This is a genomic window from Mesorhizobium sp. B2-4-3 (genome assembly GCF_006442815.1).
GTDB lineage: Bacteria > Pseudomonadota > Alphaproteobacteria > Rhizobiales > Rhizobiaceae > Mesorhizobium.
The window spans coordinates 89,016-102,691 of sequence record NZ_VFVL01000007.1 but is presented as its reverse complement, the minus strand read 5'-3'; the positions used below and the strand labels follow the sequence as shown (position 1 = coordinate 102,691).

At 65.2% G+C, this 13,676-nt stretch carries 11 protein-coding genes and 1 pseudogene; 8 read left to right on the top strand and 4 right to left on the bottom strand.

All coding sequences use genetic code 11. From position 1 onward, the window contains the following. Nucleotide 1 precedes the first annotated feature (1 nt). The 5 genes and pseudogenes from FJ956_RS09905 (at nt 2) to FJ956_RS09885 (ending at nt 6,379) form a co-directional block, all read left to right on the top strand. A complete protein-coding gene (locus FJ956_RS09905) occupies nt 2-991 on the top strand; it encodes a glycosyltransferase family 2 protein (RefSeq protein WP_140680844.1) in 990 nt (329 codons plus the stop codon). Further along, a complete protein-coding gene (locus FJ956_RS09900) occupies nt 991-1,929 on the top strand; it encodes a glycosyltransferase (RefSeq protein ID WP_140680788.1) in 939 nt (312 codons plus the stop codon). The genes FJ956_RS09905 and FJ956_RS09900 overlap by 1 nt, the downstream gene beginning before the upstream one ends. Further along, nucleotides 1,919-2,891 (top strand): annotated as a pseudogene (locus FJ956_RS09895) (glycosyltransferase family 2 protein). The gene FJ956_RS09900 and the pseudogene FJ956_RS09895 overlap by 11 nt, the downstream one beginning before the upstream one ends. A 42-nt stretch (nt 2,892-2,933) precedes the next feature. Then, nucleotides 2,934-3,830 carry a UTP--glucose-1-phosphate uridylyltransferase GalU gene (gene galU / locus FJ956_RS09890; RefSeq protein ID WP_140680792.1) on the top strand — a complete coding sequence of 299 codons (897 nt, stop codon included), beginning with the start codon at nt 2,934-2,936 and terminating at the stop codon, nt 3,828-3,830. A gap of 167 nt (nt 3,831-3,997) precedes the next feature. Further along, nucleotides 3,998-6,379 carry a polysaccharide biosynthesis tyrosine autokinase gene (locus FJ956_RS09885; RefSeq protein ID WP_140680794.1) on the top strand — a complete coding sequence of 794 codons (2,382 nt, stop codon included), beginning with the start codon at nt 3,998-4,000 and terminating at the stop codon, nt 6,377-6,379. A gap of 61 nt (nt 6,380-6,440) precedes the next feature. Here the strand turns inward: FJ956_RS09885 and FJ956_RS09880 are convergent, their stop codons facing one another. The 3 genes from FJ956_RS09880 to FJ956_RS09870 all read right to left on the bottom strand — a co-directional run bounded on the left by FJ956_RS09880 (nt 6,441) and on the right by FJ956_RS09870 (nt 10,395). Further along, nucleotides 6,441-7,154 carry a metallophosphoesterase gene (locus FJ956_RS09880; RefSeq protein WP_246672155.1) on the bottom strand — a complete coding sequence of 238 codons (714 nt, stop codon included), beginning with the start codon at nt 7,152-7,154 and terminating at the stop codon, nt 6,441-6,443. A 147-nt stretch (nt 7,155-7,301) separates the two neighbouring features. Next, entirely contained in the window at nt 7,302-8,381 is a 1,080-nt protein-coding gene (locus tag FJ956_RS09875; RefSeq protein ID WP_140680798.1) for an acyltransferase, read from the bottom strand. A 106-nt stretch (nt 8,382-8,487) separates the two neighbouring features. Further along, nucleotides 8,488-10,395, bottom strand: a complete 1,908-nt coding sequence (locus FJ956_RS09870) for a propionyl-CoA synthetase (protein WP_140680800.1) — start codon at nt 10,393-10,395, stop codon at nt 8,488-8,490. A 455-nt stretch (nt 10,396-10,850) separates the two neighbouring features. Between FJ956_RS09870 and FJ956_RS09865 the strand changes: the two genes are divergently transcribed. From FJ956_RS09865 to FJ956_RS09855, 3 genes are read left to right on the top strand one after another with little or no spacing between them, the layout of a single operon-like run. Then, nucleotides 10,851-11,138, top strand: coding sequence for a PqqD family protein (locus tag FJ956_RS09865; protein WP_140680802.1), 288 nt, complete (start codon nt 10,851-10,853; stop codon nt 11,136-11,138). Next, a complete protein-coding gene (locus tag FJ956_RS09860) occupies nt 11,138-11,569 on the top strand; it encodes a lasso peptide biosynthesis B2 protein (RefSeq protein ID WP_140680804.1) in 432 nt (143 codons plus the stop codon). The genes FJ956_RS09865 and FJ956_RS09860 overlap by 1 nt, the downstream gene beginning before the upstream one ends. Further along, nucleotides 11,566-12,546: a serine kinase gene (locus tag FJ956_RS09855; RefSeq protein ID WP_140680806.1), complete on the top strand. Its 981-nt coding sequence runs from the start codon at nt 11,566-11,568 to the stop codon at nt 12,544-12,546. Before FJ956_RS09860 ends, FJ956_RS09855 begins: the two co-directional genes overlap by 4 nt. Nucleotides 12,547-12,560: 14 nt before the next feature. Here FJ956_RS09855 and FJ956_RS09850 read toward each other — a convergent pair whose 3' ends face one another. Continuing rightward, a complete protein-coding gene (locus FJ956_RS09850) occupies nt 12,561-13,586 on the bottom strand; it encodes a nucleotidyltransferase family protein (protein WP_140680808.1) in 1,026 nt (341 codons plus the stop codon). Nucleotides 13,587-13,676 lie beyond the last annotated feature (90 nt).

Below are 13,676 nucleotides of genomic sequence, written 5' to 3'. Positions count from 1 at the left end.
GATGACGCAGGCCGCCACATCGATCCTGATCGTCATTCCATGCCTGAACGAGGCAGCCCATATCGGCGGCCTGCTCGACCAGTTGCGGCCCGCGGCGGCGCGGCTCGGCGGCCGCATCGTCGTCGCCGACGGCGGCAGCACCGACGGCACGCAAGCCATCGTCGAAAACATCGTGGCGAACGATGCCCGGGTCGTCCTGCTCGCCAATCCGAAGCGCCTCCAGAGCGCCGCCATCAATCTCGCGGTGGCGACCCTTGGCGAAGGCGCCGACTACCTCATCCGCATCGACGCGCATGGCGGCTATCCGGACGACTACTGCGAGCGGCTGGTCGAGGAAGCCCTTGCCACCGGCGCCGATTCGGTCGTCGTTTCGATGCTGACCGCCGGCACCGGCGCCGTGCAGAAGGCGGTCGCGGCGGCGCAGAATTCCAAGCTCGGCACCGGCGGCTCGAAGCACCGGCACATGTCCGAGGGCGAATGGGTCGACCACGGCCACCACGCGCTGATGCGCATCGCCGCTTTCAGGCATGTCGGCGGCTATGACGAGAGCTTCAGCCACAACGAGGACGCCGAGCTCGACTATCGGCTCCGCCAGGCCGGCTGCCGCATCTGGATGAGCGGCAGGACGCAGATGGTCTACTATCCGCGCTCGACGCTGAAGAGCCTCTATTTCCAGTATCTCGGCTATGGCCGCGGCCGCGCCAGGAACGTCCTGAAGCATCGCATGGTGCCGAAGGTTCGTCAGATGATCCCGTTGCTCGTGGCGCCCGTGGTGCTGCTCGCCCTGTTCTCCTTCGTCCACTGGATCGCGGCGGTGCCTTTCCTTTTGTGGATGACTGTATGCCTCAGTTACGGGCTGGTGACGGCGCTGCGCCAGCGCAACGCCAGCATCGCGCTGGCCGGGGTCTCGGCGATGGTCATGCATTTCGGCTGGTCGGTCGGCTTCTGGCAGCAGCTTTTGGCGTCGCGCTCGCAGCGCAAGGTGGCGTGATGGCCAGCCGCTCGATCGACATCTGCATCTGCACCTTCCGCCGGCCGGAGCTGGCCGACACGCTGCGCTCCGTCGCCGCGCTGGAGAAGCCCGAGGGCGTGGTGATAGGCATCGTCATTGCCGACAATGACGACGAGCCCAGCGCGCAGAAGCTGGTAAAGGCATTGGCCGGCGAGCTGAAGCTGCCGGTCCGCTACCGCCACGCGCCGGCGCGTAACATCTCGATCGCCCGCAACGCCTGCCTCGACGCCAGCGTGTCGGATTTCGTCGCCTTCATCGACGACGACGAGACGGCGTCGACCGGCTGGCTGGTCGAATTGATGGCGGCGGCCGACGCCACGGGCGCCGCGGCGGTGCTCGGACCGGTGCGGGCGCATTATCGCCAGGACGCGCCGGACTGGATGCAGAAGGGCGACTTCCATTCCACCTTGCCGGTCTGGGTGCGCGGCGAGATCCGCACCGGCTACACCTGCAACGTCCTGCTCAAAATGACCGATGCGAGCCTGCGTGGCCGGCGCTTCAGCCTGGCGCGCGGCCAGACCGGCGGCGAGGATACCGAGTTCTTCGATGCCATGGTCAAGGCCGGCGGCCGCATCGCCTTTGCACCCGAGGCTTTCGTCGACGAGGTCGTGCCGCGCGCCAGGGCCGCGTTCGACTGGCTGCGCCGCCGCCGCTTCCGCTTCGGCCAGACGCATGGCCATTTGATCGGGCGCGGCACCGGCGGCGTGCGCCGCGCGGGCCAGGTCGGGTTGGCTTCGGCCAAGGCCGCCTATTGCTTCGGCATGGCCATTTTGACCGCGATCAGCCCCGTTCGACGGAACCGCAGCGTGCTGCGCGGCATTATGCACGTTGGCGTCATCAGCGGTTTGGTCGGCGTCCGTGAAATCCGCCAGTACGGCCTCACTTCGCCAGAACAAGGGAACAAGCGTGCAGCCTGACGTCAGCTTCGTCATTGCCGCCTACAATGCGGAGGCCACTCTCGACCGCGCCATCGCCGGCGCGATCGCGCAACTTGGCGTGACCGTCGAGGTCATCGTCGTCGACGACCAGTCGCGCGACGGCACGCTGGATGTGGCACGCGCATATCCGCAAGATATCGTCAAGGTGGTGGCGTTGCCCGCCAATCGTGGCCCCGGCGGCGCCCGCAATGCCGGCCTCGACCTGGCGCGCGGCCGCTGGGTGGCTTTGCTCGATTCCGATGACGCGGTGCTTCCCGACCGCCTGGCCATGATGATCTCCCGCGCCGAAGCGGCGGGTGCGCAGATTGCGGTCGACAATGTGCAGGTCGTGCGCGAGGACGGCACGCCCGACGACACCATGTTCCCGGCCGGCTATCTCGAAGGCCTGCGCGAAATCTCGCTGGCCGACTACATTGCCGGCAATCAGGTCTTCGAATCGCGTTTCAATCTCGGCTATCTGAAACCGATCTTCCAGCGCCGCTTCCTCGACGACAACAGGCTGCGCTACGACGAGAAGCTGCGCATCGGCGAGGACTACATCCTCCTGGCGAGCGCGCTTGCCAGCGGCGGCCGCTGCGTGGTTGAGCCGACCGTCGGCTATGTCTACCACATCCGCACCGGCTCGATCTCGCGCGTGCTCGAATTGCATCACGTCGAGGCGATGGCGCGCGCCGATGCCGCCTTCGCGGCGGCATATCCCATGGACAGCGGCGCAAAGGCGGCCTTTGTCAGGCGTGGCCGCAGCCTGCGCAAGGCGTCGTCGTTCCTGTCCCTGGTTCAGCATATCAAGGCGCGTTCGCTGCTCAAGGCGATCGGTACGGCGCTCAGGAATCCGGCCGCGATCGGGCATATGAGCATGCCTATCGCGGTCCGGCTCAGAAGGGTTGCGGCACAGGTTCGCCGTCGGGGCGGGGAGACGAAGCATGCCGGCATTTTCATAGCCAGCGATAAGTAGGAATCTTTTCTGTCAGAAGGAATATCAGATGCAGAAAGTCAGGAAGGCAGTCATCCCGGTGGCGGGACTCGGAACACGGTTCCTGCCGGCGACCAAGTCTATGCCGAAGGAGATGCTGCCCGTCGTCGACAAGCCCGTCGTGCAATATGCGGTCGACGAGGCGTTCGAGGCCGGCATCGAGCACATCGTCTTCGTCACTGGCCGCAACAAGGCGGTCATCGAGGACTATTTCGACCTGCACCCTGAACTGATCGGCACGCTGGAGCAGACCGGCAAGAAGGCGCAGCTCCAGTCGCTGGAGAGCCTGCTGCCGGAGGCCGGCGCCACCTCCTTCATCCGCCAGCAGTCGCCGCAAGGTCTCGGCCACGCCGTCTGGTGCGCGCGCGACGTGATCGGCAATGAGCCCTTCGCGCTGCTGCTCCCCGACATGGTGTCTTTCGGCGCGCGCGGTTGCCTTGCCGAGACGGTCGATCTTTATCAGCGGACCGGCGGCAATGTGATCGCCGTCGAGCGCTGCGACCCGGCCGAAACCAGCAAATACGGCATTGTCGGCCGCGGCGACGAGATCGGCTCCGGCTTCAAGGTCACGGCGATGGTTGAAAAGCCCGCGCCCGCCAACGCGCCGTCCAATTTCTACATCAACGGCCGCTACGTGCTGCAGCCGGAGATCTTTGCGCTGCTCGGCAACCAGCAGCGCGGCGCCGGCAACGAGATCCAGCTCACCGACGCCATGGTGCGCCTGGCCCAGAGCCAGCCTTTCTACGCCCAGCCTTTCGATGGCCGCATGTTCGACTGCGGCTCCAAGGAAGGCTTCATCGAAGCCACCATCGCCTTCGCCCTGGCGCGCGACGACATGAAGGGCCCTGTCTTCGAGATGCTGCAGCAATTCGTCCGGTCGCATGAGCGCCGGGAAGTAGCCGCATAATGCCCATCTTTCGGGTGCATATGCGAACCCGCGATGGCGCGACAGCCACTCAAGCGCCCGGGCCTTCCGGCCCGGCGCATCCTGGCAACGACGTTGCGCGGTCTTTTCTGGTCACGACGCCGATCTACCAAGGCCGATAGCGCCTGCAACCTGGAATTGGACCGAATATGAACTATGCCAACTTCCCTCTCGACAAGAGGATGCCGTTGCCCAGTACCGATGCGGAAAAGGGTGAAGACTTCATCGACGTCGAGCGTCTGCTTGGCATGGCCGCCCGACAGGCCAAGGTCGTGGCGGCCTGCGCCATCATCGGCCTGTTCCTGGGCGTCATCTATCTGCAGACCACACCCAAGCAATATATGTCGGTGGCGAGCGTCCTGATCGACGAGGGCCTGAACAAGGTCGTCGACGACATCTCGGCGGCGTCGCAAACCATGCAGACCGACGCTTCCCTTCTCAGCCAGATCGAAATCCTGTCCTCGGCGCGCCTGGCCTCGGTGGTGGTCGACAAGCTGAAGCTCGACCAGAACCCGGCCTTCATGAACCCGCCGCAATCGGCCTTGGCCAAGGGCATCGGCTTCCTGCGCGGCGTGGTCGGCTATTTCCGCGGCAGCTCGGCCGACCAGATCCCTGGCATGGAGAATGTCGACGAGGCGACGCGTCAGGCCATGATCAAGACGGCGACGCACGACTATGCCGTGCTGAAGCTGCAGAGCGAGGTGCTGGCGCAGCGCAACGGCCGCAGCTACGTCATTTCCATCGGCTACCAGGCGCCCGATCCTGCCTTGGCCACGGCCATCACCAAGGCCTATGCCGACGCCTATCTGGCCGATCAGCTCAATGCCAGCTTCGACGCCACCGAACGCGCGGCCTTGTGGCTGCAGGGCAGGCTCACGGAATTGCGTGAAAGCTCGCAGCAGGCAGCGATGGCGGTCGAGAAATTCAGGGCCGAACATGGGCTCTCCGCCAACAGCGACGGCCAGTTGCTGAGCGACAAGCAGCTCGCCGATCTCAACGCCCAGCTCATCGTCGCGCAAGCCGATACCGCCAGGGCCAGCGCCCGCTATCAGCAATTCAAGGCGATCGTCGACAGCGGCTCCGAAAGCGCCTTCAACGATTCGGCCATCGGCGCCGACCAGCCGAGCAGCTCGGTCATCATCGCGCTCAAGACCCGCTATCTGGCCATCGCCAAGCGCCTGCAGGACGTCGAGACGAATTTCGGCAAGGATCACCCGCAGGCGATCGCGCTGGCCAAGGAAAAGGCCGATGTCTCGGCGCAGATCTTCGGGCAGCTCAAGCAGCTCACCGAAAGCTACCGCAATGACTTCGAAGTGGCGCAGGCGCGCGAAACGGCGCTACGCGACAAGATCTCCACCGCCGCCGGCAAGAGCTCGATCGACAACCAGTCGCAGGTGAAGCTGAAGGAGCTCGACCAGCAGGCGCAGGCGCTCACCACGCTCTACCAGACCTTCCTCAGCCGCTATGAGGAAGCCTCGCAGCAGCAGTCCTTCCCGGTCGGCAAGGTCCGCATCATTTCCGACGCGACGATGCCGCTCGCGGCTTCCAGCCCGCGCACCTTGCGCGTGCTGGCGCTGTCGCTGGTGCTCGGCCTGATGCTTGGCGCCGGCTTCGGCGGCCTCAACGAGTTCAACGAGCGTTTCTTCAGGACGGGCGAGGACATTCGCGACCGCGTCGGCCTGAAATTCCTCGGTTATCTGCCGACGATCGGCGGCGGCAAGGCCAAGGATACCAAAGCCGACGATCTGCCGGCCGACGGCAAGGTGGCCAGCCTCTCCGCGGCTGAGAGACGGGCGCGCATGCGTGTCAGCATCGACGCCCCGGCCTCGATGTTCGCCGAGACGCTGCGCAACGCCAAGATCGCCTTCGACGTGGTGATGGAAGATCGCGGCAGCCGGGTCATCGGCGTTATTTCGGTGCTGCCCGGAGAAGGCAAGTCGACGGTCGCCGCGAACCTTGCCGGCCTGCTCGCCGCCAACGGCGCCAAGACCCTGCTCATCGACGGCGACCTGCGCAATCCGGGCCTGAGCCGCAGCCTCGGCATGGAGGCCGAGCAGGGCCTGATGGAAGCGGTGGTCAACGGCCAGACCTGGCAGTCGGTCGGCAAGGTCGACCGCCAGACCAAGCTCGCGATCATCCCGGCCGTGCTGCGCGGCCAGTTCTCGCACACCAGCGAGCTTCTGGGCTCGGCCGGCATGCGGCGCTTCATCGACAACGCCAAGGAGACGTTCGAATACATCGTCGTCGACCTGCCGCCGCTCGGCCCCGTCGTCGACGCCAAGGCTTTCGCGCCGCTGGTCGACGGCTTCGTGCTGGTCACCGAATGGGGCCGCACGCCGCGCAACATGGTGCGCTCGATGCTGGAATCCGAGCCCTATATCGCCAACAAGGTGATCGGCGCAGTGCTCAACAAGGTCGATTTGAAGAAGCTGGCCAAATACGGCTCGCTCGGCGGCTCGGAAAGGTTCTTCGACCGCTATTCGAGCTACTATCTGGACAAGTCGGAATCGCGCGCCAAACAGGCTGCTTGAGGCGGTCTTCCGGTCGGAAAAACAAGGACATGGGCGGCTCAGCCTGAAATGGCGTGCCGCCCTAATCCTGTGAAGACAGCAGTCGGCCGTATTTGCCGACGATCCTGAGCGCGGTCAGCCGCCCGGTTTGGAAGGCGCCGGTGTCGATGTCGAGCCGGCGCCCATCAAGCGTCGGAGCCTCCACGATCGTGTGTCCGTGCACCACCCAGCGGTCGAGACGGTGCGCCGCCTGGAAGAACTCCTCGCGGATGTTGAGGAGGTCGCCCTCGTCCTGCGCCTCGAGCGCGATACCGGGCCGGATACCGGCATGCACGAAGACGAATTCGTCGGAGCAGACCATTATGGGCAGCGTGCGCAGGAAGTCGATATGGCCGGCGGGGATGGCCTCGCGGATGTGCGCGTCCGTCCGTTCGCTGGAACCGTAGAGGCTTATCAGCCGGTCCGGGTCGACGCCGTAGGAGAACAGGGTTTCGCGGCCGCCATAGCCGAGCCAGGTTTCACGCGAGAGATGACCGTCCAGAAAGAGGAGCAGCGCGACCTCGTGGTTTCCCACGAGGCTGATGCGCTGAAAGCCCTTCGGCGGGGGCGCCATCAGATGTTCGATCACGCGCCGCGAGTGCGGCCCGCGGTCGATATAGTCGCCCAGCATGATGATGATCTTGCGGCCGCTGAAACGTTGCGCGTCGAGCTGGATTTTTCCTTCCAGCGCGCGCAGCTCGTCGAGGCAGCCATGCACGTCGCCGATCGCGTAGACGACCGTGTCGCGCATGTCCATGACGAGGCGCTCGCGTGGCGCGGGTCGCGGGCGTCTCGATCGTTGGAAAAGATTCACGGATTGAGGCTCGGCTACTTGCATTGATCTGCGCCTCGATATCATGCCGAATGCAAACAATTCCACACCGGCGCGTAATCGGCAGTCGCGTCAGGCGGCCTTCAACCGGTAGCGGAAGAGCGTGTGATCGAGCAGCAGCCGGATGCGCGGCTCGGCCTCGGTCGCGATCAGCCAGCTCACCGCGATCATGGCCGCGCCGACGGCCGCGATCGCTGCAAGATAGGGCACGCCGGCACGCATCAAGGCGCCGAGCATCGCCGCGCCGACGACATCATGGATGAGATAGAGCGGATAGGTCATCAGCCCGATCCGCCGCCAGCCGCGCCAGGAAAGGTCGAGGCGCAGCGACCACGCCATCAGCGCCACCGCCGCAAGGAAGATTGCGATCGGCGTCGCGTAAGGCATCGCGGCTCCCACCTTGACGCTGTGCACGTCGACCGAGCTCGCGATCTGCAGCGCGCCCCCGAACAGGAACAGGGCCGCGAAGGCAAGTCGCGGCAGGGTTATCGCCTTGAAGCGCATCAGCCACAGAAGCACGCCGACGGCGAAGAACGCGCCGTGATGCACCAGGGTCAGCTGCAGCCAGCGCGTCTCGGCGAGATCGGTCCAGCCGAAGGCGAAATAGGCGCACCAGAACAATGTGCTGGCGAGGCCGATGACGATGGCCACTATCTCCATCAGGTCGAATCGGCCGAGCCGCAGCAGGAGCCAGACGATGGCGTAGAACGCAATCTCGATGCCGAGCGTCCAGTAGACGCTGTCCACCCAGGGTTCGAAAGGCACGAACAGCCCGGTGCGGACGAGGCGGATCACGGCGTCCGTGGGCCAGGAAAGGCCGACCGCGAGCAGGACGATCGCGGAGATCGGCGCGCAGATCCAGACCGCCGGCACCAGCCGCCGGAAGCGCGCCTCGAAGAATTTCAGCGGCGTGGAATTCTCGGCGCTGAAGGCGATGACGAAGCCGCTGATGACGAAGAACACCTGCACCCCGACCCAGCCTGAACCGGCGAAGGCCATTTCGGGATGCGGCGGGATGCCACCGGTGGCGCGTGCCGAAACGCCGTCGGGGAAGGCCCAGACCCAGAAGCCATAGTGATAGAACATCACCATGACGGCAGCCAGGAAACGCAGGATGTCGACACCGCCGAATGTCGTCTTGTGCTGAGCCATGCCGTGCCTTCGGTATGGCCCCCCACGCGAACTTTAGGCGTTATTGCTGCATTGCACAACAGACGATTGCGCTGCGGGAGAAACTCGCCGCTTCGCCGTCGGCCGGCTACACCCCGATGCCGCGGCTCTTCAGCGCCGCCGTGATCTCGTCGAGGATCACAGGGTCGTCGATGGTCGCCGGCATCGTCCATGCCTCCTTGTCGGCGATCTTCTGCATCGTGCCGCGCAGGATCTTGCCGGAGCGGGTCTTGGGCAGTCGCTTGATCGTCACCACGGTCTTGAAGGCCGCGACCGGGCCGATCCGCTCGCGCACCAGCCCGACCGCCTCGCTCTCGATCGCGCCGCTATCGCGCGACACGCCGGCATTGAGCACGACGAAGCCGAGAGGCACCTGGCCCTTCATGGCATCGGCAATGCCGATGACCGCGCATTCGGCGACATCGGGATGGGCCGCCAGCACCTCTTCCATGGCGCCCGTCGAGAGCCGGTGGCCGGCGACGTTGATGATGTCGTCGGTGCGGGCCATCACATAGAGGTAGCCGTCCTCGTCCATCATGCCGGCATCGGCCGTCTTGTAGTAGCCGGGGAACTCCTCGAGATAGGCCTGGCGGAAACGGGCGTCGGCGTTCCACAGCGTCGGCAGGCAGCCGGCGGGCAGCGGCAGCTTGACCACGACATTGCCGAGCGTGCCGCGCGCCACCTCGTGGCCGGCATCGTCGAGGATGCGAATGTCGTAGCCCGGCATTGGCACGCCGGGCGAGCCGTATTTCACCGGCAACAGCCCGAGCCCCGCCGGGTTGATCGTCATCGGCGAGCCGGTCTCGGTCTGCCACCAATGGTCGATCACCGGACGGTCGAGCTTTTGCTCGGCCCATTTGATGGTTTCGGGGTCGGCGCGCTCGCCGGCAAGAAACAGCGTGCGGAACTTCGACAAATCGTATTTCGGCACGAACTCGCCCTTGGGATCCTGCCCTTTGATGGCGCGGAAGGCGGTCGGCGCGGTGAACAGCGCCACCACGCCATGCTCAGCGATCACCCGCCAGTAGGTGCCGGCGTCCGGCGTGCCGATCGGCTTGCCCTCGAACAGCACGCTGGTGCAGCCATGCAGAAGCGGCGCGTAGACGATATAGGAATGACCGACCACCCAGCCGACGTCCGACGCTGCCCAGAACACTTCGCCCGGCTTCACGCCGAACTCGTTGTCCATCGTCCATTTCAGCGCGACCATGTGGCCGCCATTGTCGCGCACGATGCCTTTCGGCTGGCCGGTCGTGCCGGAGGTGTAGATGATGTAGAGCGGGTCGGTGGCTAAAACCGGCACGCAGTCGACATTGGCGCCAGCCGCCCGCTCGCGGGCAACCGCATCCGCATAGTCGAAGTCGTAATTGTCCTTCATCTCGCAGCGCAGCTGCTCGCGCTGCAGGATCAGGCAGGCGTCGGGCTTGTGCTTCGACATCTCGATCGCCTTGTCGAGCAGCGGCTTGTAGGCGACGACGCGGCCTGGCTCCAGGCCGCAGGAGGCGGTGATGATCAGCTTCGGCTTGGCGTCGTCGATGCGGGTGGCGAGCTCATGCGAGGCGAAGCCGCCGAACACCACCGAATGCACGGCGCCCAGCCTCGCGCAGGCGAGCATGGCGATAGCGGCTTCCGCCACCATCGGCATGTAGATGATGACGCGGTCGCCCTTGCCGATGCCGCGATGCCTCAGCACCGAGGCCAGCGCGACGACCTCGCGCTTCAATTCGGCATAGGTGAATGTCCGGATCGTGCCGGTGATCGCGCTGTCATGGATCAGCGCCAGCTGGTCGGCGCGGCCACCGGCGACATGGCGATCGAGGACGTTATGGCAGGTGTTGCAGGTGGCGCCGGTGAACCAGCGTCCATAGACGCCGGCTTCCGGATCGAAGACCTTTTCGGCTGGCATATACCAGTCGATCGCCTTCGCCGCCTCGGCCCAGAATCCCATGGGGTCGCTTTTCCAGCCCTCATAGACTTCGCGGTAGCGTGAGGCCATCGACTTCCTCCCAGGGACGTTTTGCCGTCTGGGAATAGCCTAAGTTGCTTCTGCCGGCCATGTCTTCCTGCATTTTGGTCGACACCGCCCGGCAAACGTCTCTGTTCGACGCCTCCCTTGGGGACGTCGCTGTCACTGCCCGCTATATCAGCCGGCTTAAAGCGGCAGCGCCGCCAGCATCAGCCCGACGCCGCCGGCGATCAGGATAGCCGCAGCAAGCGCCTTCCGATGGCGCTCGAACGCCGTCGGAGCCCGTTCCCAATTGTAGCGCATACAGATCACTCCCCAAAGCCCGGCGGACTCATAGCTTACCCAAGGGCAGGAAGGCAAGACCTCGCTAATATTCACCTGGTGGCGGGCAGGCCTGCCGAGCCTATCGTCCCCTTCGCCACCCCACAGCGATGGACAGCCTCGCTATGCCGCGCTAATTGCTCTTCAGCGAAGGGAGCGGGCGCATGGCGGAAATCGGCTCTGAGACGGTGCTGCGCATGGCGGACGATGCGTCCGTGCAACATGTCGGCGATGGCGCGGTCGTGCTTTTGGCGCGCAGCGGCCAGCTTTACACCTGCAACGACACGACCGAGGCTTTCCTCGGCAAGGTCGATGGCGCGCGCAACCTCGACCAGATCGTCGACCTGCTGTCGGACGAGTTCGACGTCGACAAGGCAACGCTCGACCAGGACATGGCCGAACTGGCCGCCGAGCTTGTGGCCGAAGGCATCCTCGCCGACCTGGGCGCGTGATGGCCGACGGCCCGGTCCTGCGCGTCTTGTTCCGGGTCCATTTGTGGCTCAGCGCCCGGCTGATGCCAGTGCAGGTCGGCCGGCGCGATTTCGAAAGCGTGTTGAAACTGGCGCCGCTGCAGTCGCCGGCGCCCTATCGTGACTTGCCCTGGACCTACATCGTCCATCGCGTCAAGCGAACGGTGCGGCGCCCCTGGTTGATGCGCGACCGCAGGTGCCTTCGGGAAGGTCTGCTCGGTTTTCGCTTTCTGCGCATGGCCGGCCTCGACCCGGAGCTGCGTTTCGGCGTCGACACCAGGTCGATGCACGAGCCTCGCCTGTCGGCGCATTGCTGGGTCTGCCTCGACGGCAAGCCGGTGGTCAGCGACAGCCAGCCCGGCATGGTGGAGATCTACCGCCACCCGGCCAGCATGAAGGCGCCAGCCGCTTGAGCGACCAGACCTTCCGCTATGATCTCAACGGCCAGGTCATAGGCATCACCGCCACGCGTGCCGATCTGTGGCCGAGCTTCGACCTGATGCTCGGCGCCCTGCGTGTGAACGAGCCTGTCCAGCCCGGCTTTCGCGTTGACATCGTCGAAACGCTTGAGTTGCCGGAAAACCCCGAAGGAAAGCTGGCTTTCGACGGCGAAGTGCCGCTGGACGGCCATTGCCGCATGATCGACGCCGGAAGCGTCTTCCATCTCGTCTTTCCGGGACAGCAGACGCTGTCGATCCGCGACGGCGAGGGCCGGGCCGAAATCCGTCTTCATCCCGACAGCAAGATCAAGTGGACTTTGCTGATGATGGTGCTGGATGCAGCACTCGATGCGGACGGCCAGCATATGCTGCACACCGCGGGCCTCACCTTGCCTGGAAAGGATGGCCTTGTTCTCATCCATGCGCCAAGCGGCACGGGCAAGTCGACGACATCGCTCGCGCTTGCGTCGCGGGGCTTCGGCCTCTGCTCGGACGACGTGATGATCCTCAATGCAAGCGGGCAGGGCATCACGGCCTGGGGCATGCCGCGCAAGGTGAAGGTCCACCGCAACACGGCGGCGATGCTGCCCTTCGTGGCGCTTTGCCTGGGCGAAAAGTGGGACGCCGAGGGCGAGCAATCCGTTTCGCTGGACCGCCTCGGCGAAATCATCCGTGTCGAGGATGTGCGCGCCAGGCCCGTCGCGGCGCTCCTGCACCTTGCACGCTCGGCGGACGCCGAGACCCGGCTGCTGCCGATGGCCAGGACCGACGCCATGGTGGCTTTGGCAACCGACAATGTAAGGACCGGCATGACCGGCCTGCTGTCGCTGCAGAAAAGGCGCATGGCGACGATCGCGGCCCTGGTGAAAGCGGTGCCGACCTTCACGCTGGAAGTCGGGGCAAGACCGGTCGAGGCGGCGGCGCTGATCCGCGCCGCGGTGGATATTTAGCGAGGCTCCCGAGCTCAGACTGGGTACGGTCGCGGTCGTGCCAGCCTCTGCACCCAGCGGAACGCGTCGCGGCTGAGGCGCGAGCGCAGCTTTTCGCGGGAATTGACCCGAAGCAGCATGTTGCCGGTGATGAGCCATTTCGCCAGCCGTATCGAGAGGTCCGGCTTGATGCGGTTGGCAAGCTCGATCGCGCGCGGCGCGCCGAACAGGCGTCCGGTGACGTTGAGGACCGTGGCCAGCTCAAGCTCGATGCCGGTCATGCGGGCGGCCTCGAGCAGCCGCTCTTCCTCCTTCGGCGATTTCAGCCCCCGCACGCCTTGCAGCACATCGACGCAGAGCTGCAGTCGGTGGAACTTGTGGCCGCCGGCGGCATGGACGATGGCGATGGTGAGCAGTGCGGCCGGCGTGTCGGTTTCGCCATTGTCGATCGCCTGCAACTCCCGAAACCCGAGCGACAGACGCCGGCGCATACCGGTGTCGTGCACCAGATCGCCATGCAACTCGATCAGCAGGCTGGAGTTCTCTTTCTCCAGCCATTTGAACTCCTGCAATTCGTGCGAGAGGGCCTCGTCGCTGCCGAGCTCGAAGCCGCATTCGGCGATCGTCCGGTTGGCCGCCTCGATGCTGGCGGGGTCGACGAGAATGTCGATGTCGGTGAAGGGACGGTCCGCAACCTGGCGATAGAGCTTGCGCGCGAACACCGGCCCCTTGACGATCCGGGCCGGCACGCCCTTTGCCGCCAGCGCCTTCATGATGCGGTCACCATGGTACTGCAACAACATCGACTGACCGGTCGCCATTGTCGCTTCGTCGCGCAACTCCGACAATTTCCGCTGCAAGGCTGTGTCCTGCGGCAGTTGAGCGTCGCCGATTTCCCGCAGTTTGCGCAGCATGATCGGCAGCACGCCGTGGAACTCGGCATTGGCGAGCAGCGCCAGCAGGGTTTTGGCCGCAACATCCCTGCCAACAGCAGCCGGTGCCTCGGGGTCGGCGAAGGTCAGCAGCAGTTTTTCATCGGCAGGCGCAAGAGATGGCAGCATCAGCCCGGACGGCGCTCGAACGATAGGAACAAGCCATGCTTACAGAAAAGCACGCCGGAAGCCAGTGCGCGGCGGCAGCGCCGCCCTGTG